Source organism: Streptomyces sp. NPDC005791 (assembly GCF_042871485.1).
Taxonomy (GTDB): Bacteria; Actinomycetota; Actinomycetes; order Streptomycetales; family Streptomycetaceae; genus Streptomyces.
This window is the reverse complement of the sequence record NZ_JBIAIP010000004.1, coordinates 101,458-125,437: the sequence shown is the minus strand read 5'-3', so window position 1 is coordinate 125,437 and position 23,980 is coordinate 101,458. Positions and strand designations below refer to the sequence as shown.

The following is a 23,980-nucleotide window of genomic DNA, read 5'->3' as shown; positions in this document are numbered from 1 at the left end:
GCACAAGGAGCTTCCTTATGAAGAACACCGTGGGCCACAGCCTTCCGGTCGTCATCGGCGTCGTGATCGCGGCCGTCGCCATCACTCAGGAGAACTACGGCGGAGCGATCTTCGCCGTGGTCGTCGGCGCGGGGTTCTCGGTCGCCCTGGGCATCAAGTCCCGGCGCAAGTAGGTGCGTCGAGTGGAGTATTCGATACTTCTCCCGTTCGGACCCACGCGGCCCGAACAGGTGGTGCCGTTCGCGAACCTCGTGAAGTGGACCGTGGCCGCACGGCTCTGGCAGGGGCAGGGCATGGTCCTCGAGTCCCAGCACCTGGCCAGCTGGCTCGCCGGGATCGGCATCCGCGTCCCCGCCGGATTCGGCGTCTCGCTGATGCCGTTCCGCTCGCCGTACCAGGCGGCGATCGAGGCCCGGTCGGTGGCGCTCACGACCGGACACCCCGTTGTCGCCGGCTTCGGTCCCGGATCGCTCTCCATCCAGCGGGGCGTCATGAACCGGCCGTACGCGAGCCCGCTCCGGGCCTCCCGGGAGTACGTCCAGGCGGTGCGCGGACTCCTGTCCGGGGACACCGTCGAGATCTCGGGCGAGTACCACTCGGTGTCAGGGGCCCTGGCCAAGTCCCTCGCACCGCAGGTGTCCGTCGGCCTCGGGGTGCTCCGCGAGAAGATGGCCGTCCTCGCCGGCGAGGTCGCCGACGTGGCCATCACCTGGATGGGGTCCGCGCAGTACGTGGGCACCACCCTGCTGCCCGCCATACGCGGCGCGGAGCGCACACTGGCCGATCCGGTCAAGGTCACCGCCATCGTGCCCGTCGCCCTGTCGGGACCGGATCGCAGCGCCACGACCCTGGCGGCGGCGGCGTGCGGCTCGCACATCCAGCTCCCGCACTACCAGGACACCCTGCGCAAGGCGGGCATCGACGTCGCGGGCGAACACGGGCCCGATGACGCGAACAAGCTGATCGACGGGGGAGTGTTCCTCTACGGCACCCCCGAGGAGATCCATGAACGGCTCGACGAGTACCGGGCGTTCGGCGTGGACGAGATCGTGCTGAACGCCACCGGGGTCGGACTGACGCACGGCCCACAGGCCGCCGCCCGCGATCTGCTGAAGATCCTCAATGCGGTGCCCGGGTCGTGATGCGCCTGCCGGACTCGGCCCACTCGACCCGCACCGGGCGGGAGCGATCGGGGCCGGGATCCGCACGGCGTCATGGACACCCTCGTACGGACCGCGCTGGACCCCGGACCCGCTCGGGGCGCCGGCGCGTCGGCGCCGTCCCGAGCCCATCAAGCCACCTCGGCCACGCCGTTTCCGGCACCGGCCGGGGCCTGTCCCCCACCCCTGAGCGCGAGTGATGGCCCATGATCGAAGTACAGCAACTGACCAAACGCTACGGAGCGACGCTCGCTGTCGACGACCTGTCCTTCCGTGTCGGACCGGGCCGTGTGACCGGCTTCCTCGGCCCCAACGGAGCGGGTAAGTCGACCACGATGCGCGCCATGATCGGGCTCGACCGCCCGACGTCAGGCCAGGTCCTGATCGACGGCAGACCCTATGTGGACCTGCCGCAGCCGCTGTGCGAGGTCGGCGCCCTCCTGGAGACCAGAGCGCTGCACGGCGGCCGCACGGCCCACGGGCACCTCCTGGGCCTCGCCCGCAGCAACCGCATCCCCGACCGGCGGGTCGGCGAGGTCCTGGAGATCGTCGGGCTCGCCGCGGTGGCGAAGCAGCGCGCCAAGGGGTTCTCCCTGGGGATGACCCAGCGCCTGGGTGTCGCCGCCGCCCTCCTCGGCGATCCGCGGGTCCTGCTGCTCGACGAGCCGGTCAACGGCCTCGATCCTGAGGGCATCCTGTGGATCAGGGAGCTCATGAAGAGGCTGGCGGACGAGGGACGTACGGTGTTCGTCTCCAGCCACCTGATGAGCGAAATGGCCCTGACCGCCGAGCACCTCATCGTGATCGGCCAGGGCCGTCTCCTGGCGGACATGCCGGTCGAGGAGTTCATCGCCCGCAACTCCCGCTCCTACATCCTCATCCGCACGCCCGAGCCGGAGCGGCTTCGGGACGTCCTGGCGGCCGAGGGCGTACAGACGGACACGGGGCCCGACGGAGCGATCGAGGTGGTCGGCACCACCTTGGAGAGGGTCGGCGCGCTGGTGTCCGCGAACCAGGTGACCGTGTACGAGATGAGTCCCCAAGTGGCGTCCCTGGAGGCGGCTTTCATGCAACTCACCGCCGACGCGGTGGACTACCGGGCGAAGGAGGTGCGGTGACGATGTCGGACACACGTGCGGCGATGGCCTTCGAATGGACCAAGATCCGGACCCTGCGTTCCACCCAGTGGAATCTGGCCGTGTTCCTCCTCCTGAGCGTGGGAGTCGCCCTCCTCACGGGATACTTCATGCGAGGCGTGTACGACGGCATGAGCGCTCAGGCCAAGGCGGACTTCGACCCGGTCTCCACGGGCTTCAGCGGACTCCGGCTCGGCCTGATCGCGCTGGTCGTCTTCGGCGTGCTCACCGTGACCAGCGAGTACGCGTCGGGCACGATCAGCAGTTCGCTCGCGGCGGTGCCGCGGCGCGGCGTCTTCTACCTGGCCAAGGTGCTCACCGGCACCGCGACGGCGTTCGTGACGTCCCTCGTCGTGGTGGTCGTCAGCTTCTTCACCACCCAGGTGGCCCTGGGCGGTACACGGAGCGTGTCGCTCTCCGACGACGGGGTGGCCCGGGCGCTGATCGGGGCGGTGCTCTACACGACGCTGCTCTGCGCGTTCTCCGTCGGCCTTGCGACCGTGCTGCGCAGCTCCGCGCTCACGATGGGCATTCTGATCCCCCTGTTCTTCATGGTCTCGACGATCCTCAACAACCTGCCCGGCGTGAAGAACGTCGCGCAGTTCCTGCCCGACGTGGCCGGGGGGCTCGTCCTCTTCCGGGAGCAGCCCGCGGGCACGGTGCTCAACGCGTGGACCGGTATGGCCGTGCTCGTGGCGTGGACCGCCGCCTCGGTGGCGCTGGGGTACGTGGCGATGCGACGCAGGGACAGCTGACGCCGTACCCGGTGGGCACGAGGGGGGCCGGCGCGCGCGTGGTGCGCCGGCCCCTCCGGTCAGGACAGCGCCAAGGACTTCGGCGCGGCGCGATACCGCTGACCGCTGTCCGAGGCCGAGGCGCGCGCCTCGATCAGGCGCAGGGCTCGGGCACTGTCCCAGTTGAGCGCGGCGCTCCGCATGGCCTCGACGGTCGGCGGCAGACCGAGCCCCAGGTCGTCGGCGAACAGCGTCTGACATCGCTTGATCGCGTTCAGGGAACCGACGGCGTCGCCGCAGACACAATGCGCTGCGGCGAGCAGTTCCCAGAGGCTCTGGCGATAGGGCTCCTCCACGATGACGCGCTCTATGCGGTAACAGAGCATCTCGGTCCGGTTCGCCAGGATGCAGGCGGTGAACAGGTCCTGGTAGGCGTCGATGCGGGCGCTGTTGAGGCCGGCGACGTGCCCGGTGAACCACCGTGTCGGTGGCAGGTCGAGGCCGAACGGCCCACGCCACAGAGCGGTGGCCTCCTCGAGTGCGTCGGCCGCGGCGTCGGCGTCGCCGCTCAGGAGCAGACTCCTGCCGTCCCGGGCGGAGCGCGTGAACTTCGCCAGATCGAACTCCGCGGAGGTTACGTCCAGTCCGTAACTGCTCTGGCTGCCCCGGTAGGTCTTCAGCCGGTCGCTGAGTCCGGGAGCGATGTCTTCCAGGTCACGTCTCAAACCCGCTATATGACTGCGGATGTTGGCCGTCGCGGAGGCCGGTGGTTCGTCCCACAGCAGCTCCAGCAGTTCCCCGATGCCTATGGACCGTCCCGGCCGGAGTAAGAAGGCCGTGAGAATGGCGCGCCGGACGGGCGATCCCATGGCACTGGCCTCGTGGACCCGCAGCGGGCCCAGAATCCTGAAAAGCATGTCCCCGTGTCTCACTCTCATCGACTGGGGCGGTGTCGCCTGAGCCGGCGACCACCACCGCGACCACCTTCAAGACGTTCCGGACTCCCGGGGCGACCTCTCCTGACCTCCCGGTGAGTGATCGACGCCGGCGTGCCGCTCCACTGTGCAGGGGCTCTGCCACGGTTGCGGGCGGCGTGCCGCTGAGAATCGTTTCTGCTCCACCTTCCGGTCTCCGGGTGGACGACCGTGCGCGGTGGATGTGCCGTGGGCCGGCCGGCTACCGGCCTTGTGCGCGGGCAGTGCCCCGCGGCCGGGAGAGGGGCGTGACCGCCTCCTGTCGGTTCTCGGCATTCCGTCGAGCCTCGCGTCGCACCTGAGGTCCCCCCTCGATCGTCCTGGTATCGAAGATTACGTGGCGGACCGGAGAAGGGCGTGTCACGCGAACACGTGACATCACCGCTGCTCATGTGCGTCTTTTGTCGGGAAGCGGGTTCATTGTCCGCGCGGCAGGAGCGGTGAGATGCCTCACACAGCCTCTGTCCGTCGGCCTCGCGCTCACCTAGGTTGGAGTCTCGTCGGCGTTCGGGGGAAACACTGTGAGGAATGCGGTCGGATCCCGTGCCCTTCCGGACGGAGGCGGGCATCCCTCCGAGGAGGGCGGCCCGCCGGTACAGGGGCCCGCGCAACTGCAGCTCCGGCGCAAGTCCGCACGCATGGCCGCTGTCCTGAGGGGGACCAGTGCCGTCGGGGCGACCGTGGTCGCCGTGGTCGGCTTCGCACCGCCCGCCCGCTCGCTCTGGGTGGCCGTCGCGGTCGTCGGACTGCTGCTGTGGAGCTTCCTGTTCACCGTTCTGACGCTCGGACCGAAGCCGTACCCCTGGGTCTACGCGGGTGACGTCGCCGTCGTCCTCGTGCTCTGTCTGGCCCAGGGCAACCTCGTCCCGGCCGACGTCCTGGGAGCGAGTGCGGGCTCCGGGTGGATCGACATGATCGCCGGCACCGGCGTCTTCATCGCCCAGTTCATGCTGCGACAGCCCGTGGCGATGGCCGCCGCGATCGCCATCGCGGCGGCACACGCGGCGGGCGCCGGCATACGGGAGGCCTCCGTCGTCCTCGTGCTCCAGGGGCTGCTCGCCGCCGCCGTCATGGTCCTGCTGCGCCACGGAGCGCGCAGGGCGGACCTCGCGCTGTCCGAGAAGGCGTCTGCGCGCGCATCGGCGGGGGCCAGGTCGGCCGCCCGCACCGACGAACTGCACCAGCAGCGGCTGTTGCACGACACCGTGCTCGCGACGCTCACCATGGTGGGGACCAGCAGCATCACCCGTGACTCCGCCGCGCTGCCGCAACGGGCCGCGGCCGACCTGGCCGTCATCGAGGACCTGCGGGCCCATCCGAGCACGGCACGTACCGTCGCGCACGACCCCGCACCGCTGGACGTCGCGCTGCGTACCGTCGTGGTGACGCACCGCGTCGGTCTCCGGCCTCTGGACATCGAGTTCGACGTGCCGCCGCTGGACCTGCCCCACGAGGTCGTGGAGGCCCTCTCGCAAGGGCTCGCGGAGGCCCTGACCAACGTGGCCCAGCACGCGGACACCTGCGCCGTCCGGGTCACGGCCGGACCTGCCGGGGAGGGCGTCGCCGTGGAAGTGCACGACGAGGGACGCGGATTCGACCCCTCTGCCGTGCCCTCCCACCGGCGTGGCCTGCGGGAATCGGTCTACGGCCGGATGAGCGCCGTGGGTGGCAGCGCCCGAGCGGTGTCATCCCCCGGAGCGGGTACCCGCGTCGTGCTGAGGTGGGAACCATGACCGTCGGCGTCGTCGAGGGAGTGGTCGCCACCCGCTTCGCCAAGGCGGTCAACATCGGGCTGGTGGCGATCGTCGGCGTCTGGCACCTGGGACTGGACACCGTGCTGGTGCTGAGGGGCTGGCCGACGTACGAGCCGCGGGCGGCGGCCGCGGGGGCATGGCTGGCCCTCGTGGTCATCCAGACGGCCGGGTCCGTCCTGCTGCTGCGCGACGTGCTCAGCGGGCGCACCGCGCGGCTGCTCGCGGCGGCGGCGCTGGTCACCGGTGTCGTCGCCACCGCCACGTACCCGCCGGGCGGGGCGATCGGCGACGTGAGCTGGGCGTGGAACACCGTGGGCTGGTTCGGTGTGCTGCTCCTGGTGCAGCGTCCGCTGTGGGAGCTGATCACCCTGCTCGCCGCCAACACGGCCGTCACGGTGGGCTTCCTGGCCGCTGACGGGGCGCTCGACCAGGTCACGGTCTCCCGTCTGCTGGCGGCGGTCTACACCACCGCCGGGATCCAGCTGACCTTCGCGTACCTGGCACGGCGGCTCAACGACGGCGCGAGGGAAGCCACCGAGGTCGCCGCGGCGCAGGCGGAGCACCTCGCCCGTGCCACCGCCGACGAGGCCGTGCACGCCGAGCGCAGGCGCCGCTACGAGTATCTGCGCGTCAGGGTGGAACCGCTGCTGCGCGGGCTGGCGGAGCGCCGGCTGGACCCGGGGGACACCGTCGTACGCCGGCGCGCCGCCGTGGAGGCGGCACGCCTGAGGAGGCTGTTCGTGGAGACGGACGACACCCCGCACCCGCTCCTGAACGAACTGCGGGCCTGCGCCGATGTCGCCGAGCGCCGTGGCGTGCGCGTGACCCTGCTCAGCTACGGCGAACTGCCCGGACTGCCGACAACCGTCCGGCGTGAACTGGCGGAGGGGACCCTGCTGGTCCTGGCCGCCGCCGGCACCCGGGCACGGGTGACCGTGGTGACGACATCCGATGAGGTCGTGGTGAGCGTGGTGGCCGACGCCCCACCGGAGACGCTCGAGAAGGCGCCGGGCCCGCTCACCGTGTCCGCCGTGTACGACCAGGAGGAGGACCAGCTGTGGTGGGAAACCCGATGGCCGCTACGACCGGCTCGCTGACCGTCGCCGTCATCGACGACCACCCCGTCGTCATCGAGGGCATCCAGACCTGGCTGTCGGAGGAGCCACGGATCTCGGTCCGGCACACCGGCGAGACGGCGGATGTGGAGCCTGGTGTCGCGGACGTCCTCATCCTCGATCTGAATCTGCACGGCCGACTGGTCATCGGCGACATCGCGACGCTGGCCGCGGCGGGGCAGCGGGTCATCGCCTTCTCCCAGTTCACCGAGCAGCGGGTGGTGCTGGAAGCACTGGAGGCCGGCGCGTGCGAGTTCGTCGCGAAGAACGAGGGCCGGGCGCATCTGGTGAACGCGGTTCTCGCGGCGGCCGGCGACAGGCCCTACGTCACGCCGACGGCCGCGGGGGTCCTCGTCGGTGATCGCGGCGCGAGCAGACCCAAGCTGTCCTCGCAGGAACGCACCGCGCTGCTGTGGTGGTTCCAGTCCATGTCGAAGGCCTCGGTCGCCCGGCGCATGGATGTGTCGGTCCACACGGTGGACGTGTACATCCGTCGGGCGAGAGTCAAGTACGCGCAGGTCGGCAGAACCGCGCCGACCAAGGCGGACATGCTGGCCCGGGCGATCGAGGACGGCCTGGTGACGCCCGACGACATCACGGGGTACGAGTCGGCGGCGGTCGGCGGGAACGGAGACGGAACGCAGTGAAGGGACCGACCCGTACGGGTCGGTCCCTTCATCCACCTGCGGTAGCGGAGGGATTTGAACCCTCGGTGAGTTTCCCCACACTCGCTTTCGAGGCGAGCTCCTTCGGCCGCTCGGACACGCTACCGAGAGAGAGCTTAGACCATGCCGGGCCCTGGTTCGAAATCCGATTCCCGGCGACGGGTCGGCGCGCGGTGGGGGCAGCCCCGGCGCTCCCGCGGCGCTCTCCTCAGCGCTCCCGGAAGAACGCCGTCAGCAGGTCGGCGCAGCGGCTTTCCAGGACGCCGTTGATCACCTCGGGGCGGTGGTTGAGCCTGCGGTCGCGTACGACGTCCCAGAGCGAACCGGCGGCCCCGGCCTTCTCGTCCCGGGCCCCGTAGACCACCCGTCCGATCCGGGACTGGACGAGGGCGCCCGCGCACATCGTGCAGGGCTCCAGGGTGACGACCAGGGTGCAGCCGGTCAGCCGCCAGGAGCCGAGAGCGGCGGCGGCACGGCGCAGGGCGAGCACCTCGGCGTGCGCCGTCGGGTCGCCGCTCACCTCGCGCTCGTTGTGGCCGGCGGCGAGCAGGGCGCCGTCGGGGCCCAGCACGACGGCGCCGACCGGCACATCGCCGGCCGACGCCGCCTGCGCGGCCTCGTCCAGGGCCCGGCGCATGGGTGCCTGCCACGGGTCCCTCACGGGATCGGCGGGAGGTGGTGAGGAGGAGGTGGGCGGTGGTGCGTTCACCCGCGGACCCTAACGGACGGCCTCCAGGACCTCGGCCGCTCCCAGTGCGTCCGCGATCTCCGTCAGCGCGTCCGTGCGCAGGGTCAGCAGATCCTTCTCGGACACCCCGAGGTCGGCCAGGACCCCGAGATCACCGATCGGCCCCGCAGGTACGGCGTCGGAGTCGTGATCGAGGTCGGGTTCGGCGACAGCGCTGCCGACGCTGTCGGACCGGGGGTCTTCCGGCTCGCCGTCCTCCGTACCGTCGAGGTCCACGAGCTCCTCGAGTGCGGCGATCTCGTCCTCGGTCCCCGGCTCGCGGCCGAGCAGTTCATCGGTGAGCAGGATCTCCCCGTACGAGGAGCGGGCGGCGGCGGACGCGTCCGAGACGTAGATACGGGGGTCCTCCTCACCGTCCACCCTGAGGACGCCGAACCAGGCGTCCTCCTGCTCGATGTAGACCAGGACGGTGTCCTCGTCCACCGAGGCCTCACGGGCCAGATCCGTCAGGTCGGACAGGGTTTCCACATCGTCGAGTTCCGTGTCGCTCGCTTCCCACCCGTCTTCGGTGCGCGCGAGCAGTGCGGCGAAGTACACCGTGACTCTCCCACTTGAATAGGTGAATCGGTCCGACGGGAGGGCAGCCGGTCGTCCGGCTGCTCTGGGCCCCGCCCAACCGGCATCGTGGCAGAAACGAGCGCGATGCGAAGCCTCTTCGACCGTTGCGTCGGCCACCATTTGTCAGAAGCGGGTGTCCGCCGAGGGTGCTCCCGCGCCCCTGCGGGGCGACCCGGCCGCCCCCGGGGGCCGCCCTCACCAGCGGAACGTACGCATCCGCATCTGTTGGCGCATACGGGCCGCGCGGGCCCGGCGCGGCTGGACCCGGTCACGCAACTGCTTCGCCTCATGGAGCTCACGGAGGAACTGCGCCCTGCGCCTCCGGCGTGCCGCTTCACTCTCCTGCGCGTCCGGCACGTTCTCCTGAGTGTCGGGCAGGTCGCGCGCGTCGCGTCCGGCCTGCCGCTGATTCCGCTGCTCCCCGTCGGGCAATCGACACACCACCCCAAGCCTGGGTCCGTATGCCCCCACCTTCCCCCCGAACAGGCGCTTGATGCCAGTGCGGACCGGCGGGAAGCCCGCCGGGGCCCGGTTACTGTTGACGGCATGCGGATCCACGTCGTCGACCACCCGCTGGTGGCGCACAAACTCACCACACTGCGCGACAAGCGCACCGACTCCCCGACCTTCCGGCGGCTCGCCGACGAGCTGGTCACCCTCCTCGCGTACGAGGCCACCAGGGATGTGCGGACCGAGCAGGTCGACATCGAGACCCCGGTGACGCCCACGACCGGTGTGAAGCTGTCGCATCCGCGTCCCCTGGTCGTCCCGATCCTGCGCGCCGGTCTCGGCATGCTGGACGGCATGGTGCGTCTGCTCCCGACGGCCGAGGTCGGCTTCCTGGGCATGATCCGCAACGAGGAGACGCTCCAGGCGGAGACGTACGCCACGCGGATGCCCGAGGACCTCTCCGGCCGTCAGGTCTACGTACTGGACCCGATGCTTGCCACGGGCGGCACGCTCGTGGCGGCCATCCGGGAGCTGATCAAGCGCGGCGCGGACGATGTCACCGCGGTCGTGCTGCTCGCGGCGCCCGAGGGCGTCGAGGTGATGGAGCGCGAGCTGGCCGGAACGCCGGTCACGGTGGTCACGGCCTCGGTCGACGAGCGGCTCAACGAGAACGGCTACATCGTGCCGGGGCTCGGCGACGCCGGGGACCGGATGTACGGCACCGCAGGCTGATCCGGTCCGGCCGCCCCGGGCCGGCCCTGCCGCTTCAGCAGGAGGGCGCCGGCGCCGGGGACGGCTTCGTCAGGGCCGTGAGCGCCGATGCCGCAGCCGCGGGGGTGCTGAACGCCTTGAACTTCGTACCGATGATCAGATCGACGTCCGCCGTCCTGCGGGCGTCGGTCTTCTGCGTGATCCCGGGCAGCTGCGTCGCGAGCACCGGGAAGGAGCCGTTCATGGCCGTCGGGCCGCCGAGCAGCATTCCGGCGCCGGGCACCTTCTTGTCGTACGCGGCAGGGGCGTTGTCCACCTTGCCGACGACGAAGCCGCGCTTCTTGAGCTCGTCCGCTGCGGCCTTGGCCAGCCCGCTGCGGGGCGTCGCGTTGTAGATGTTGACCTTGATGGCGGCCGGCTTCGGGAGTGCCTTCGCGGGCGCCGGGGCTTTCGGGGAGGGGCAGGCCTTCGGCCGGCCGGCCGCGTTGGCCTGTCCGTCGCCACCGGTGAAGACGTCGACGATCTGGAGCGTGCCCCATCCGGCCAGGCCGAGGGCGACCACGGCGGAGGCCACCGAAAGGACCAGCTTGCGGCGATGACGGGGGCGGCGCATGCGCGGGTACGCGTTACCCGTGATGCGGTATTTTCCGCCCATGCCGGGAGGGGTCAGCATGCTCATGGGCGCAGCGTAGTGCGACCTGGTGATGATGCCTACCAAACGATCAACGTATGGCACCCATCTGAGCATAAAAACACCCGAAAGGCCCGAAATGCTCCACGGGTGGGAGTGGCGGGGTCAGCCCAGTTCGAGCACGCGGGCGTGCAGTACCTGGCGCTGCTGCAGGGCGGCGCGCACGGCGCGGTGCAGCCCGTCCTCGAGGTAGAGGTCGCCCTGCCACTTCACGACGTGGGCGAACAGGTCGCCGTAGAAGGTGGAGTCCTCGGCGAGCAGGGTCTCGAGGTCCAGCTGGCCCTTGGTGGTCACCAACTGGTCGAGGCGGACCGGGCGCGGCGCGACGTCCGCCCACTGGCGGGTGCTTTCCCGGCCGTGGTCGGGATACGGCCGCCCATTTCCGATGCGCTTGAAGATCACGCGGAAAGCCTACCGGGGAAGGACCTGCGGGCGCAGCCAGGGAACCGGACTGCAAGGTCCGGCAGAACGGTATGAAACACCTCAAAGCGTTACTGCCTCCGATGTGTGTGCGGGGGCATGCCGGTGAGGGCACCCGGAGAACCGCCACCGCACGGCGGCGGCCCGATATCGCCCCAGGGCGTCACTCCGCGGGCGGGGAGCGCGTCGCCCGCGGAGTGTGTGCACGTCGTCCGTCACTCGGTGACACCTTGGGCGTGGCCCTTGCGCAGGCCGACGCCGCCGCGGGACTCGTCGTCCGCGGCCGGGACCGGACGGCTCAGGGAGCTCAGATCGTGGGCGTAGGTGCCCACCGCGTGGGCGATCACATCGATGTTGGTGTCGAAGCGCCCCGTGTCGATGTTGTCCAGGTCGTCGCAGGCCGCGTGGTAGCAGGGGTCGTAGGCGACGCCGGCCGTCCCGCCGTACGTCTCGGCCTGCGCGGCCGTCTTGACGCCCTCGGCGCCGGTGTCCGTACCGCCGGACGGGATGCCGACCTCGATGAACGGCCCGTAGTCGGAGCGCCCGGAGAAGTCCGTGCCGGTGTGGGGCTTGTCCTGGCTGTCGAGGAACGCGTTGATGTCACGCTCCAGTTGGGCGGACCCCTCGGGGCCCGGGCCCGCGCCCACACCGTCGGAGTCGTCGCCGTCGAAGACGAACTGCGCGCCGTTCGGAGAGGCGATCATGTCGAAGTTGAGGTAGAGCGCGATGTTCGCGCGTCGCGCCTCGGGAAGCTTCGCCACGTAGGCCTCCGAACCCAGCAACCCGTTCTCCTCCGCCGACCACCAGGCGAACCGCACCTTGTGGGCGGGTGTCCGGTGGGACTCGGCCAGCTTCAGGGCGACTTCGAGGAGTCCGGCCGAGCCGGTCGCGTTGTCGTTGATACCGGGGCCGTCGGTGACCGAGTCGAGGTGCGCGCCGAGCATGACCGTCCTCGCGGCGTCCCCGCCGCGCGTCTCGGCGACGACGTTGTGGGTGGTGCGTTCCTCCCGTAGCTCCCGGATCTCGAGGGACACCTTCACCTCGCCCTTCGCCAGGTCCGCGACGAGCCCCTCACCCTCGTCCCGGGCGATTCCGCCGGTGGGGATCTTCCCGGCGGCTGCGTCGCCCAGAGAGCCGGAGAGGGCCCCTTCGGTGTTGTTGTAGATCACCGCGGCGGCCGCGCCCGCCGCCGCGGCCGCGGCCTGCTTCTCCGCGAACGTGCAGCCGCCACGCTTGATCAGCGCGACCTTGTCGGTGACGTCGGCGGCTGTGTAGTCGGCCGCCTCGCAGCCGGTGGTGTCGTCGGCGGGGACGGCGGCGAGGACCGCCTCGACACCGCCTTCCGGGGTGGAGGCGGTGTACGTCATCGCCCTGACCGTGAGGTCACGGGGTGTGGGGGAGACGACGGAGAGCCTCTCGGCGAGGGTCTCGGCGTAGATGAAGTCGAACGGCTGGGACGCGACCCGGTATCCGGCCTTCCGCAGCAGCCGGTGGACGTAGGCGGCGGAGGCGTCATGACCGGTCGAACCGGCCGCGCGGTGACCGTCCGCCGCGTCGGCCAAGGCCTGGAACCGCTCCAGGTGCCGGTGCGCTCCCTGGGCGGACGCGCTGTCGACCAGCTGCCGTGAGAGCGCGGCGGCGTCCTCGGCCGGGCCGTGGGACGCGTGTCCGTGGTCCGGGGACGCGGCGAGGAGGAACGGTGTGGCCAGAGCGGTGGCGGCGACGACGGCCAAGGCTCTGTGACGGGTTGCGTGCACGGGAGTCCTTCCGGGTGTGAGCGGTTGCGGGGGAGGGTGGTGCGGCGGCCGCTGTCCTCGTCGGAGCGCATGGCCGTTCGCGGTCACGGGGTACGGTGCGCGGCTTTGGCCGCCGCCTTCGCCCGCTGCTTGTAGGCCCGCACCTCGGTGAGCGAGTCGGGTCCGGTGATGTCGGCCACCGAGCGGTGCGAGCCCTCTTCGCCGTACGCCCCTGCGGCCTCCCGCCAGCCCGTCGGACGTACGTCGAACTGCTTGCCCAGCAGGGCCAGGAAGATCTGTGCCTTCTGCTTGCCGAACCCGGGCAGTGCATTGAGCCGTTCCAGCAGCTCGGCCCCGGTGGTGGCGTCGGACCAGACGGTTTCGGCCCGCCCGTCGTACTCGGTCACCAGGTACTGACAGAGCTGCCGCACCCTCCTTGCCATGGAACCCGGGTACCGGTGCAGGGCGGGTTTCTCGGTGAACAGCCCGATGAAGGCTTCCGGGTCGTACGCGGCGATCTCCCGGGCGTCCAGGTCCTCGGACCCCATGCGCCGGGCCAGGGAGAGCGGGCCGGTGAAGGCCCATTCCATCGGTACCTGCTGGTCCAGCAGCATGCCGACGAGGGCGGCGAGCGGACTGCGGCCCAGCAGTTCGTCCGCGTCGGGCTCCTGGGCGATCCGCACCGTGCGGGCCTTCCCGCTGTCGCTCTTGGTCATGTATTCGATGATCGCGAGAGCGGCCGGGATCGGCGACTCGGTGAGCGGCAGTCGGGGGGTGCCGCGTCCCGCCGCGTCCCGGCGCCCGGGGTCCGAGGGCCTGCGGCGCATGGCGGTGCCGGGGCGGCAGGTCCTCGGTCCGGGCGGGCTACGGCCCGCACCACGCCTGTCAGGCGGTGGCCTCCGCGAGCTCACTGCCGTCGTCCATGATCGGCCGGATGACCACGGGGTAGACGGGCGCGCCCTCGGGCTGCGGACACAGACCGATGCGCGCCGCGATCTCGGTGACCCTCTCCGGACTCGCGCAGTCGAGCACCCAGTACCCGGCGATCTGCTTCTGGGCGTCTCCGTACGGGCCTTCCGTGACCACCGGCCTGCCGTCCGCGCCGGGCAGTACCGCGCGGGTCGAGGCGGGGGTGGCCAGGCCGTTGCCGTCCACCATCTCGCCGGACGCGACCAGGTCGTTGTTGACCCCTTCCATGAACGCGAACATCGCCTGCATGTCCTGCTCGGTCCAGGCCGGGCTTCCGGCCGACGGCTTGCCGGCCATGGCCTCGTAATCGGCCTGCGAACCGTGAACCATCACGAGGTACTTCATGGTGCCGCTCCTCTGCTCTCGGATGCCGCCCCTCGTGGGACAACGCCCCCAGGGGACGTCGAAGCCGGGGGCCGGTTCCCGGCACCACGCGGGAGATCCCGCGAAATCACTCCGCCGCGCAGGCCCGGAGTCAGCCCCCGTAGAGTTCGGCTGCGTCGTCCCGCCAACCCCGAGGTACCGGTCGTGTCCCCCGTCCCCGCATCCTTCCCGTCCGCCGACCCGGCGCCCGCGTCCGCCGTGAGCGTCGTGGGGATCGGCGCCGACGGCTGGGCCGGTCTGCCGGAGACCGCACGCGCGGTACTCCTGGACGCGGAGGTCGTGATCGGCGGGGAACGCCAACTTGGGCTGCTCCCGCCGGAATGCGCGGGCCGACGGGTGCCCTGGCCTTCGCCCCTGCGGCCCGCTGTGCGCGGGCTGCTCGCCGCGCACGCGGGGAGCCGGACCGCGGTGCTGGCCAGCGGTGACCCCATGTTCTACGGCATCGGCCGGGCCCTCACCGAGGAGCTGGGCGCGGGGGCGCTCCGGGTGCTGCCGCACCCGTCCTCGGTGGCCTACGCCTGTGCCCGGCTCGGCTGGCCGGTGGAGGACACCGAGACCGTCACCCTCGTCGGGCGCCCCACGGCCCGGCTGGCCGGCGCGCTGCACGACGGGCGCCGGCTGCTGGTGCTCTCCGCGGACGCCACCACACCCGCCGCCGTGGCCGGCCTGCTGCGTTCCCACGGCTACGGGCCCAGCCGCATGCGGGTCCTCGAACAGCTCGGGGGCACCGCCGAGGACTGCCTGGACGGCATCGCCGACACCTGGGAGCACCCGCCCGGCGACCCGCTCAACGTGATCGCGGTGGACTGCCGGAGCACCCCGGAGACCTTGCGCCTCGGAGCCGTACCCGGGCTTCCCGACGAGGCGTACGAACACGACGGGCAGCTCACCAAGCGGCACGTACGGGCGGCCACGCTCGGGGTGCTCGCACCCGCGCCCGGTGAGCTCCTGTGGGACATCGGCGGCGGCTCCGGATCGATCGCGGCGGAGTGGATGCGCACCCACCGGTCCTGCCACGCCGTCACCGTGGAACGCGATCCGGTACGGGCGCTCCGCATCGCCCGTAACGCGGACCGGCTCGGAGTCCCCGGACTGCGCGTGGTGACCGGCCGCGCACCGGACGCCCTGTCCGGACTGCCCGTCCCCGACGCCGTGTTCATCGGTGGCGGGCTCACCGCGCCGGGGCTGCTCGACGTCTGCTGGGACGCGCTGCCGCCGGGCGGCCGGCTGGTGGCCAACACGGTGACGCTGGAGTCGGAGGCGCTGCTCGCCCAGTGGTACCGGCGGCTCGGCGGCGACCTGGTCCGCCTCGCGGTGGCCCATGCCGTGCCCGTCGGCGGGTTCACCGGCTGGCGTCAGGCGATGCCCGTCACCCAGTGGTCCGTACAGAAACCCTCGCACGCTTCAGGAGACGACAGATGACCGTGTACTTCATCGGCGCGGGCCCCGGCGCCGCCGACCTGATCACGGTGCGCGGTGCCCGCGTCCTCGCCGCCAGCCCCGTCTGCCTGTACGCGGGCAGCCTGGTGCCGCGTGAACTGCTCGCCGAATGCCCGCCGGACGCCCGGCTCGTGGACACGGCCCTGCTGGACATCGACCAGATCACCGCCGAGCTGGTGCGCGCCCATGAGGAGGGCCACGACGTGGCCCGGCTGCACTCCGGTGACCCGTCGGTCTTCAGCGCGGTGAACGAGCAGATGCGGCGGCTCGACCAGGCGGGGGTGCCGTACGACGTCGTGCCCGGAGTCCCCGCGTTCGCCGCGGCCGCGGCGGCGCTCAAGCGGGAGCTGACGGTGCCCACGGTCGGGCAGACCGTGATCCTCACCCGGATCGCCCAGCGGGCCACGGCGATGCCCGAAGGCGAGGACCTGGCCACGCTGGGCCGCAGCGGCGCGCTGATCGTGCTGCACCTCGCGGCGCGGTACGTGGACCGGGTGGTCGAGGAGCTGCTTCCGCATTACGGGGCCGACTGCCCCGCCGCCGTGGTCGCCATGGCCTCGCGCCCGGACGAGGTCGTCCTGCGTGGCACGCTGGGGTCCATCGCGGAGCAGGTGAAGGCGGCAGGGGTGATCCGGACAGCGGTGATCATGGTCGGCCGGACCCTTGGTGCGGAGCAGTTCCGCGACAGTCACCTCTACTCGCCGGCGCGGGACCGCCACACCTGCTGACGGCCGGACGGGTGGGACGGTGGCCGTCCCACCCCGCTCACCGGGGATCGCTGCGCCCGACGACGGCCCCCGCTCGGTCGACGCAGATCACGTCGACCTCCACCGGTGCTCCCCGCAGTACCGAAAGTGCCTGGTCGCGGGCCGCCACCGCGACCAGGTCGCCCAGTGGCACCCCGGCCGCCGTGCACAGCTGCAGCGCAGCGAGGCCGGTGTTGGCGACCTCGATCTCCGCCGCCAGGGTTTCGCTCGCACCGCCCTGCCGGGCCAGGCGCGCCAGGAAGGGCTTGTCGACCTGGGAGCGCCCCGAGTGCAGGTCCAGGTGCCCGGCGGCCAGCTTGGACAGCTTGGCGAACCCTCCGCAGACGGTCAGCCGCTCGACCGGATGCCGGCGTACGTACTTCAGCACCGCACCCGCGAAGTCCCCCATGTCGAGCAGGGCGATCTCCGGCAGTCCGTACTCGGCCACCACCGTCTTCTCCGAGGTCGAGCCCGTGCACCCCGCGACATGCCGGTGGCCGGCCGCGCGTGCCACGTCCACACCGCGGCGGATCGAGTCGATCCAGGCCGAGCAGGAGTACGGCACCACGATGCCGGTCGTGCCCAGGATCGAGATTCCACCCAGGATGCCCAGGCGGATGTTCCACGTGAAACGTGCGATCTCCTCACCGTCGTCCACCGAGACCGTGATCTCCACGTCTCCGGTGCCGCCGTGCTCCCGCGCCACCCGCGCGACATGGTCCCGCATCATCTGACGGGGCACGGGATTGATCGCGGGCTCCCCGACGTCGAGCGGCAGCCCGGGAAGCGTCACCGTCCCCACGCCGGGCCCGGCCCGGAACACCACTCCGGAGCCCGGCGGCAGCAGCCGTACCGTGGATCGCACCAGCGCGCCGTGGGTGACGTCCGGATCGTCGCCGGCGTCCTTGACGACGCCTGCCACGGCCTGACCGTCGGTGAGTTCCTCCACCGCGAGCGCGAAGGCGGGCGTCTGTCCCCTGGGCAGGGTGATGGTCACCGGGTCCGGGAATTCCCCGGTCAGCAGGGCTGTGTAGGCGGCCGTGGTCGCCGCCGTCGCGCAGGCTCCGGTCGTCCATCCCGGCCGCAGGCCGGTGTGCTTGAGTTGGGCGGTGCGCCCGCCCTGCGCCTCACTGCTCATGGAGGGACCGACCCATGCCCTTGCACGTACTCGTCCTCGGTGGCACGACGGAGGCCCGCCGGCTGGCGGAGCTCCTGGTGGTCACGGACGGGGTCCGGGTGACCAGCTCACTCGCGGGACGCGTTGCCCGCCCGAAGCTGCCCTCCGGCGACGTGCGCGTCGGCGGCTTCGGAGGAGCCGAGGGCATGGCCGGTTGGCTCCGCGCACACCATGTGGATGTGGTCATCGACGCCACCCATCCCTTCGCCGGAACGATCAGTTTCAACGCGGCCTCGGCCGCCGCCGCTGTCCATGTTCCCCTGCTGGCCCTCCGGCGGCCCGGCTGGGTTCCCGTCGAGGGCGACCGATGGCAGGTCACCGACTCGCTCGCGGGCGCGGCGGAACTGCTGCCGGAGCTCGGTGCGCGGGTCTTCCTCACCACCGGACGCATGGGTCTGGCTGCGTTCGCCGCACTGGACTCCCTGTGGTTCCTGATGCGCTCGGTGGACCCACCCGAGGCCCCGCATCCGGCGCGGATGGAGGTCCTGCTGGACCGGGGGCCGTTCACCCTGGAGGGCGAGCGTGAGCTGATCCGGCGGCATCGCGTCGATGTCCTCGTCACGAAGGACAGCGGCGGTGAGGCGACCGCCCCCAAGCTCACCGCGGCCCGGGAGGCCGGGATTCCGGTGGTGGTGGTCGCCCGGCCGCCCGTCCCGCCAGGTGTGCCGGTGGCCGGGACGCCGGATGAGGCTCTTGCCCTGCTGCGGGCCCTTCTCCCGTGACGTGGCCGGATTGTCAGTGGCACTAGCGTGGGGACCGACCCACTCACCGGCGTCACGTACAGGGTGTGACGCGATCTCAGGAGCCGTGCATGCAACCCACGTTCGCCGATTTCTCCGTGACGCCGGCCCGTGTGTCCAACTGCGGTGCGACGTACGAGGCCTGCCACGCCGCCTCCTCACACCTGGCGATGAGCGCCGGTGCGAGGGTCGCGCTGGACTTCGAGGTGGACGCCGGTAAGCAGATCGGCGAGGCGACGCTCAAGGTGACCGCTCTCGTGTCCAAGCTGGGCCGCTCTCCCGGGTACGCCCCGGTCGACCTGGTGGTCAACCAGCACGTGCTCGCCCGTGGGCTCACGGTCCCCGGCGGCGGAGATCTGCCGCAGGACAACGTCTTCGCCGTGCCGGGGCGCCTGCTGCGGCCGGGCACCAACACCCTGGAGATACGCACGGCGGATGACGCGCGCAGCATGCTCTGGCTCTACCGCGTCACGCTCGACTCCGTCTACGAACGCGGCCGCTCGGAGCGGGCGATGGCGGCGGAGGCGGCCCGCGACACGGTCTTCGCCTATACGACCGAGCGTCGTGAGCCCTTCACCTCGTCCTGGACGTCCGGCCCCCGGCTGCTGTTCCACGTCGACCGGGGTGAACAGTCGCTGCCCGCGCAGCTGGGGTGGCGCGGGGTGGACGGTGCGGAGTCGGCGATCAGCTTCCAGTCGAACATGTCCGACTTCCATGGCCATCACCGTGCCGCCGACGGCACACTCGCGGAGTTCCGCGGCAGGATCAGCGGACGCTGGGCCTTCCCGGAGGGCACCGAGGACACACACGTGCACCGGTTCGGAACGGAGGAGGGGTGGGGCGGCGACTGGCACAGCTCCGACGAGCTGCGGCTCCTGGTGGACGACGGCTCGGGACCCGTGGAGCGGGTGACCTGGCGTGATCAGCGGGGCAATTCCGGTGTGGCCGGGCTGCGCACCGGCGCGGGCGCCCCGTCGGACGTCACCGCGGACGCGACCGTGGTCGACGTGAGCGACGAGTACACGGCTGCCGGGGAGATCGCGGACCACCTGCTCCACGCCTCGCGGGAGAAGTGGCTGGCGGGTGACGCCCAGGCCTGGGTGGAGTTCGGGTTCGAGCGTCCCGTCGCCCTCACCTCGTACACGCTGACCTCGGCCGACGACTTCCCTCAGCGTGATCCCCGGGACTGGCTGCTCCTCGGCTCGACGGACGGTGTCCGGTGGACCCAGCTGGACTCCCGGTCGGGGGAGGGCTTCACCGAGCGCTTCGAGGCGAGGGCGTTCCGGATCGGCGGGACCGCGGCCGCCCCGTTCACCCGCTACCGCCTCGACATCACCGGGAACGGGGGCGCGGACGAGATACAGCTCTCCGGCGTACGGTTCACCGGCATCGGGCCCGTCGACTTCAGCGGTTACTACCAGCGGTACGACGAGGGCCCCATCGGCTACCGGGGGGCGGCGCTCAACGTGCCGGAGAGCTCCGCCGACTCCGCCGTGGAGGCGGAGAGGGCGGCAGAGGCGGCCCGGCTCGCGGAGGAGGCCGAGCAGGCGGCCCGGCTCGCGGAGGAACTCGACCGGGCTGCCCGGAGCCTGGCCGAAGCGGCCCGGTCCATGGGCAGGATGGCCGCCTGGGTCCGGGGCCGCTGACGGGCCGCCGCGATGCCGCTCCGTCGCGACGGCCTCGACCTCGTCAGCCCTCCGGGTAGCGGCGCGGCGTCCAGACGATCTGCCGGCCGTCGCCCCGGCGCACCCACCGGGTCTGCGAGGACCCGACGATGAGAAGCGTGCGCATGTCCACCTCGGCCGGGTCGAGATCGGCCAGCCGCACCGTCCGCACGCTCTCCGACGGCCCGCCGACGTCGCGGCCGAGAACCACGGGCGTGTCGGGGGAGCGGTGTTCCAGCAGCAGGTCGCGGGCCTTGCCGACCTGCCAGGTCCTGCTACGGGAGCCGGGGTTGTAGAGCGCCATCACCAGATCGGCCGTGGCCGCCGCGCGCAGCCGCTCGGCGATGACCTCCCACGGCTTGAGGCGGTCGGAGAGGGAGATGGTGGCGTAGTCATGGCCCAGCGGCGCGCCCGCCCGTGCGGCGGCCGCGTTCGCCGCGGTCACCCCGGGCAGCACCCGCACGGCGATGTCCGTGTACGCGTCCTGCGAGGCCACTTCCAGCACGGCCGTCGCCATCGCGAAGACCCCGGGGTCACCTCCGGACACCACGGCCACGCGACGGCCACGGCGTGCGAGGTCGAGCGCGAATTCGGCGCGCTCCGACTCGACCTTGTTGTCGGAGCCGTGCCGCAGCTGGCCCGGCCGCACCGGCACCCGGTCCAGGTAGGTCGTGTATCCGACCAGGTCGTCGGCGGCGGCCAGCGCCCCGCGCGTCTCGGGCGTCAGCCACAGCGGTCCGGCCGGCCCCGTGCCGACCACGACGACCTCACCGGTGTCCCGGCCCGCTGCCGGGGAGGGGCGGGGTGCGTCGATCCGGCTGGGGAGCACGGCCACGGCGAAGTACGGCACGGAGTCCGCGTCGATGTCCGCCAGGTCGCCGGTCCGCTCCCCCGCCATGGTGGCGCGCTCGACGTACCGCGCCTCGGGCAGCCGCCCGGACGCCTCGAAGGCGCGGCGCACGGCGGGGAAGGTGCGGCCCAGTTTCATCACCACGGCGGAGTCGGTGGAGGCCAGACGCGCCGTCAGCTCCTCCTCCGGCAGGGTGCCCGGAAGGATCGTCAGCACCTCCTCGGCCTCGACGAGCGGGGTGCCGAGCCGGGCGGCGGCGGCGCTGACCGAGGTGACACCGGGGATGACCTCGGTGGCGTAACGGTCCGCGAGACGCTTGTGCATGTGCTGGTACGAGCCGTAGAAGAGCGGGTCGCCCTCGGCCAGCACGGCGACGGTGCGCCCGGCGTCCAGGTGCACCGCGAGCCGGGCGGCGGCCTCCTCGTAGAACTCGTCCAGCGCTCCCCGGTAGCCGCCCGGGTGGTCCGTGGTCTCCGTCGTGACGGGGTAGACCAGGGCCTCCTCGACGTGGTCGGGGCGGATGTACCGCGCCGCGATCGAGCGGGCGATGGAGCGGCCGTGCCGGGCGGAGTGGTAGGCGACGACATCGGCCTCGCCGATGATCTGCACGGCGCGTACGGTCATCAGATCCGGGTCTCCGGGGCCGAGCCCGACCCCGTACAGCCGCCCTGTGGTGCCGGTGTGCTGCTGCTCGGGCACGCTCACTCCTCTTCGCTGGCGATGGCGTTGAGGGCGGCGGCCGCGATGGCGCTGCCGCCGCGGCGGCCCCGCACGACGAGGTGTTCCAGCCCGGACGGGTGGACGGCCAGGGCTTCCTTGGACTCGGCGGCCCCGATGAAACCGACGGGCACACCGATGACGGCGGCGGGGCGCGGGGCGCCCTCCTCGATCATCTCCAGCAGCCTGAAGAGCGCGGTGGGCGCGTTGCCGACGGCGACGACCGCGCCCTCCATCCGGTCCCGCCACAGCTCGAGGGCGGCGGCGCTGCGGGTGGTGCCGAGCTTCGCGGCCAACGCGGGGACGGTGGGGTCGGACAGCGTGCAGATGACCTCGTTGTCCGCGGGCAGCCGCTTGCGGGTGACACCGCTGGCGACCATGGCCACGTCACACAGGATCGGTGCACCGGAGCGCAGGGCCGCGCGGGCATCGGCCACCACGTTCGGTGAGAAGGCGAGATCGCGTACGAGGTCGACCATGCCGCAGGCGTGGATCATGCGGACGGCGACCTGGCTCACATCGGCGGGCAGCCCTGCCAGATCCGCCTCCGCGCGGATGGTGGCGAAGGACTGGCGGTAGATCGCCGGTCCGTCCTTCTCGTACTGGTGCACAGTGCTGTCGCTTTCTTCATCGAACCGGTCGGACAGGGGGTGGTGCGTGGTGCTCAGACGCGCGCGCCCCGGGCGGCCGCCACGGTCGCGGCGAGCACGACCGGGTCGTCGTCCCGGACCGTTGCCGCCTCGGTGCTCAGGCCTCCCCGCACATGGGAGATCCGGTGTCCTCCTCCGGAGGTGGCGACCACGTCGATCCACTCCCCGTGGGGGTGGCCGCAGCGGCGTTCGCATCCGGACCAGTACACAGGGAGCCGTCCGGCAGGGCCGACGGCGGCCCCCGCCTCGGCCCGTACGTCGGCCAGCGACTTCGCACAGCCGGGCCGTCCGATGCAGGCCCCGACACCGGCCCACGGGGAGTCGGGCCCGGTGATCAGACCGGCCTCGGAGAACTCCCCCAGCAGGCCGTCCGCGAGGTGAGGTGCGATGCCGGTGACCACGGCTCCGCGCCAGGGCGTGAGCCGGAGTTCGCCGCCGCGGGCCAGCAACCGCCACTGCGCCGGGTCCAGCCGCCCCAGCGGTACGCCGACGGACAGCGCGGCCTCCCGGCCGTTGTCCGGGACGCGGCCGGGCTCCGGGGCCGTGGTGCCGGGAGGGCGGGGACGGGACTCAGGTGCGCCGGCGATCCCGGCCTGCCGGAGCCGTCGTACGACGTTGTCGCGCAGCGCGGCCGTCGCGTCGTGCGGCAGGTCCCGCACCCGCCAGGCACCGGTGTCCCGGGCCGCGTCCAGGAAGGCCTCGGCGGCGACGATCGCGGCGCGGGGGCCGTCGCAGGAGGGGACGCGGAGAGCGGCGTCACCGTCCCCGACGCGCAGCAGCGCGTATCCGTCGGCGCGGCCCAGGAGTGTGAGGTCGGCGCCGATGGCGTCCACGTCTCCCCGGCCGTCGTCGAGTGCGAACAGAAAGCGTCCGGAGAGTGCTGTGGTCCGGTCGTTTCCGCAGAGGAGCCGGTCCAGCTCGGTCAGCCACGGTCTGAGGTCTGTGGACCCGAGACCGTCCAGCCCGGAGAGCGGGGACGCGACCACGTTGCGTACGCGCTCATGCGCTTCGGAGGGCAGCAACCCGGCCCGGCTCAGCAATCCGGCCAGCTCCGCACCGCAGTCGGGGGCGAGCCCGCGCAGCTGCACGTTCCCACGGGAGGTGAGATGCAGCTCACCGTCACCGAAGCGCTCGGCCGCCTGCCCCAGCGCCGCTGCCTGGTGGGGCGTCAACACCCCGCCGGGTATGCGTATCCGCGCCAGCGCACCGTCGTCCGCCCGGTGCAGCCGCAGTGCGCCGGGGCAGGCGTCACCGCTGCTCCGGGCACACGCGTCGCCCGGAGACCGGGACGGAAGGGAGGAGGCGGACATGGCGGCGAGCATACCGACCGTGACCGTGGCACACCCCGACGGTCACTGTGACCTACGGGACACCCACCGCCGCCCCGGTCAGGACGGGGGCCGTCTGGTCAGGACCCCCCACCCGCCGCCTACTATGCCTAGTGCCGCGTCAGTCAGGGTTTGCCCGTCAAGGAGCGGCGTCAGGTGCGTGCTGTCGGTGTGCCGGCCGGAAGCCCTTGTACTGGATGTACTCGGGCTTTCGGCCGGTGCGGCGAGAGTGCGTGCCGGGCGTCGCGACGGGGCGAACCTTGGCTGATGCGGCACTAGCGGCGGTCCGTTGGGTCCGCCATCGCCATACGGCGACATGGGAGGAAGCCCGGTGAGATTCCGGCGCGGTCCCGCCACTGTGAGCCCGGCCGTCCGGCCGTGCGAGTCAGGAACTCCCGTCCCCGAGGTCCCGGTTCCGCCCAGGACCCCCATCCGACACCGCCCGGGGCGTGGACACCCCGGG

25 protein-coding genes, 1 tRNA gene and 1 riboswitch are annotated in these 23,980 nt (G+C 71.9%); of the genes, 12 read left to right on the top strand and 14 right to left on the bottom strand.

What is annotated here, in order from left to right:
• The first annotated feature begins 17 nt into the window (after positions 1-17).
• From ACFYSH_RS10105 to ACFYSH_RS10090, 4 genes are all read left to right on the top strand, one after another.
• Positions 18-173: a hypothetical protein gene (locus ACFYSH_RS10105; RefSeq protein WP_359463952.1), complete on the top strand. Its 156-nt coding sequence runs from the start codon at positions 18-20 to the stop codon at positions 171-173.
• Between the two features lie 9 nt (positions 174-182).
• A complete protein-coding gene (locus tag ACFYSH_RS10100) occupies positions 183-1,142 on the top strand; it encodes an LLM class flavin-dependent oxidoreductase (RefSeq protein WP_359463955.1) in 960 nt (319 codons plus the stop codon).
• Positions 1,143-1,366: 224 nt separating this feature from the next.
• Entirely contained in the window at positions 1,367-2,278 is a 912-nt protein-coding gene (locus ACFYSH_RS10095; protein WP_359463958.1) for an ATP-binding cassette domain-containing protein, read from the top strand.
• Positions 2,279-2,280: 2 nt separating this feature from the next.
• Complete coding sequence (locus tag ACFYSH_RS10090) at positions 2,281-3,051, top strand: ABC transporter permease subunit (protein WP_359463960.1); 771 nt, start codon at positions 2,281-2,283, stop codon at positions 3,049-3,051.
• Between the two features lie 59 nt (positions 3,052-3,110).
• Here ACFYSH_RS10090 and ACFYSH_RS10085 read toward each other — a convergent pair whose 3' ends face one another.
• The gene (locus ACFYSH_RS10085) at positions 3,111-3,947 is read right to left on the bottom strand and encodes a BTAD domain-containing putative transcriptional regulator (RefSeq protein WP_388751751.1); all 837 of its coding nucleotides are present in this window, start codon (positions 3,945-3,947) and stop codon (positions 3,111-3,113) included.
• Between the two features lie 695 nt (positions 3,948-4,642).
• On the opposite strand from ACFYSH_RS10085, the gene ACFYSH_RS10080 reads away from it, so the two are divergent.
• Genes ACFYSH_RS10080 through ACFYSH_RS10070 form a run of 3 tightly spaced genes read left to right on the top strand, consistent with a single transcriptional unit; the run spans position 4,643 to position 7,520 of the window.
• A complete protein-coding gene (locus ACFYSH_RS10080) occupies positions 4,643-5,737 on the top strand; it encodes a sensor histidine kinase (protein WP_388751749.1) in 1,095 nt (364 codons plus the stop codon).
• Positions 5,734-6,855, top strand: coding sequence for a hypothetical protein (locus ACFYSH_RS10075; protein WP_388751747.1), 1,122 nt, complete (start codon positions 5,734-5,736; stop codon positions 6,853-6,855). Before ACFYSH_RS10080 ends, ACFYSH_RS10075 begins: the two co-directional genes overlap by 4 nt.
• Positions 6,831-7,520: a response regulator gene (locus ACFYSH_RS10070; protein ID WP_359463971.1), complete on the top strand. Its 690-nt coding sequence runs from the start codon at positions 6,831-6,833 to the stop codon at positions 7,518-7,520. Before ACFYSH_RS10075 ends, ACFYSH_RS10070 begins: the two co-directional genes overlap by 25 nt.
• Before the next feature lie 39 nt (positions 7,521-7,559).
• Here the strand turns inward: ACFYSH_RS10070 and ACFYSH_RS10065 are convergent.
• From ACFYSH_RS10065 to ACFYSH_RS10050, 4 genes are all read right to left on the bottom strand, one after another.
• Positions 7,560-7,644 (bottom strand) — tRNA-Ser (locus tag ACFYSH_RS10065).
• 102 nt (positions 7,645-7,746) lie between these two features.
• Positions 7,747-8,175 carry a tRNA adenosine(34) deaminase TadA gene (gene tadA / locus ACFYSH_RS10060; protein ID WP_388752002.1) on the bottom strand — a complete coding sequence of 143 codons (429 nt, stop codon included), beginning with the start codon at positions 8,173-8,175 and terminating at the stop codon, positions 7,747-7,749.
• 81 nt (positions 8,176-8,256) lie between these two features.
• A complete protein-coding gene (locus ACFYSH_RS10055) occupies positions 8,257-8,823 on the bottom strand; it encodes a hypothetical protein (protein ID WP_388751745.1) in 567 nt (188 codons plus the stop codon).
• Between the two features lie 216 nt (positions 8,824-9,039).
• Positions 9,040-9,276 (bottom strand): hypothetical protein, encoded by a 237-nt coding sequence (locus tag ACFYSH_RS10050; RefSeq protein WP_359463976.1) that lies wholly within the window; start codon positions 9,274-9,276, stop codon positions 9,040-9,042.
• A 114-nt stretch (positions 9,277-9,390) separates the two neighbouring features.
• Between ACFYSH_RS10050 and upp the strand changes: the two genes are divergently transcribed.
• On the top strand, positions 9,391-10,026 hold the full coding sequence (gene upp / locus ACFYSH_RS10045; RefSeq protein WP_351273336.1) for a uracil phosphoribosyltransferase: 636 nt from the start codon (positions 9,391-9,393) through the stop codon (positions 10,024-10,026).
• Between the two features lie 34 nt (positions 10,027-10,060).
• Here upp and ACFYSH_RS10040 read toward each other — a convergent pair whose 3' ends face one another.
• From ACFYSH_RS10040 to ACFYSH_RS10020, 5 genes are all read right to left on the bottom strand, one after another.
• Positions 10,061-10,660 (bottom strand): LytR C-terminal domain-containing protein, encoded by a 600-nt coding sequence (locus tag ACFYSH_RS10040; RefSeq protein ID WP_388752000.1) that lies wholly within the window; start codon positions 10,658-10,660, stop codon positions 10,061-10,063.
• A 141-nt stretch (positions 10,661-10,801) separates the two neighbouring features.
• A complete protein-coding gene (locus ACFYSH_RS10035; protein ID WP_003955420.1) occupies positions 10,802-11,098 on the bottom strand; it encodes a type II toxin-antitoxin system VapB family antitoxin in 297 nt (98 codons plus the stop codon).
• 233 nt (positions 11,099-11,331) lie between these two features.
• Positions 11,332-12,873 carry a M28 family metallopeptidase gene (locus ACFYSH_RS10030; protein WP_359463978.1) on the bottom strand — a complete coding sequence of 514 codons (1,542 nt, stop codon included), beginning with the start codon at positions 12,871-12,873 and terminating at the stop codon, positions 11,332-11,334.
• 83 nt (positions 12,874-12,956) lie between these two features.
• Positions 12,957-13,568, bottom strand: a complete 612-nt coding sequence (locus ACFYSH_RS10025) for an HhH-GPD-type base excision DNA repair protein (protein ID WP_359464157.1) — start codon at positions 13,566-13,568, stop codon at positions 12,957-12,959.
• Between the two features lie 169 nt (positions 13,569-13,737).
• The gene (locus ACFYSH_RS10020; protein ID WP_388751742.1) at positions 13,738-14,166 is read right to left on the bottom strand and encodes a YciI family protein; all 429 of its coding nucleotides are present in this window, start codon (positions 14,164-14,166) and stop codon (positions 13,738-13,740) included.
• Positions 14,167-14,349: 183 nt separating this feature from the next.
• On the opposite strand from ACFYSH_RS10020, the gene cbiE reads away from it, so the two are divergent.
• Both cbiE and cobM read left to right on the top strand, forming a co-directional pair.
• Complete coding sequence (gene cbiE, locus ACFYSH_RS10015) at positions 14,350-15,627, top strand: precorrin-6y C5,15-methyltransferase (decarboxylating) subunit CbiE (RefSeq protein ID WP_388751740.1); 1,278 nt, start codon at positions 14,350-14,352, stop codon at positions 15,625-15,627.
• Complete coding sequence (gene cobM / locus ACFYSH_RS10010; protein WP_359463983.1) at positions 15,624-16,373, top strand: precorrin-4 C(11)-methyltransferase; 750 nt, start codon at positions 15,624-15,626, stop codon at positions 16,371-16,373. Before cbiE ends, cobM begins: the two co-directional genes overlap by 4 nt.
• 37 nt (positions 16,374-16,410) lie before the next feature.
• Here cobM and ACFYSH_RS10005 read toward each other — a convergent pair whose 3' ends face one another.
• Positions 16,411-17,529, bottom strand: a complete 1,119-nt coding sequence (locus ACFYSH_RS10005) for a cobalt-precorrin-5B (C(1))-methyltransferase (RefSeq protein ID WP_359463986.1) — start codon at positions 17,527-17,529, stop codon at positions 16,411-16,413.
• A 20-nt stretch (positions 17,530-17,549) separates the two neighbouring features.
• On the opposite strand from ACFYSH_RS10005, the gene ACFYSH_RS10000 reads away from it, so the two are divergent.
• Positions 17,550-18,290 (top strand): cobalt-precorrin-6A reductase, encoded by a 741-nt coding sequence (locus tag ACFYSH_RS10000; protein WP_388751998.1) that lies wholly within the window; start codon positions 17,550-17,552, stop codon positions 18,288-18,290.
• 89 nt (positions 18,291-18,379) lie between these two features.
• A complete protein-coding gene (locus tag ACFYSH_RS09995) occupies positions 18,380-19,954 on the top strand; it encodes an alpha-1,2-mannosidase (protein WP_388751737.1) in 1,575 nt (524 codons plus the stop codon).
• Between the two features lie 43 nt (positions 19,955-19,997).
• Here the strand turns inward: ACFYSH_RS09995 and ACFYSH_RS09990 are convergent, their stop codons facing one another.
• From ACFYSH_RS09990 to cobG, 3 genes are read right to left on the bottom strand one after another with little or no spacing between them, the layout of a single operon-like run.
• Positions 19,998-21,527, bottom strand: coding sequence for a precorrin-2 C(20)-methyltransferase (locus tag ACFYSH_RS09990; protein WP_388751735.1), 1,530 nt, complete (start codon positions 21,525-21,527; stop codon positions 19,998-20,000).
• Positions 21,524-22,150 (bottom strand): precorrin-8X methylmutase, encoded by a 627-nt coding sequence (locus ACFYSH_RS09985; RefSeq protein ID WP_359463994.1) that lies wholly within the window; start codon positions 22,148-22,150, stop codon positions 21,524-21,526. The genes ACFYSH_RS09990 and ACFYSH_RS09985 overlap by 4 nt, the downstream gene beginning before the upstream one ends.
• Before the next feature lie 53 nt (positions 22,151-22,203).
• On the bottom strand, positions 22,204-23,511 hold the full coding sequence (cobG, locus tag ACFYSH_RS09980; protein WP_388751733.1) for a precorrin-3B synthase: 1,308 nt from the start codon (positions 23,509-23,511) through the stop codon (positions 22,204-22,206).
• Positions 23,512-23,790: 279 nt separating this feature from the next.
• A riboswitch (cobalamin riboswitch) is annotated at positions 23,791-23,932 on the top strand.
• The last annotated feature ends 48 nt before the right edge of the window (positions 23,933-23,980 follow it).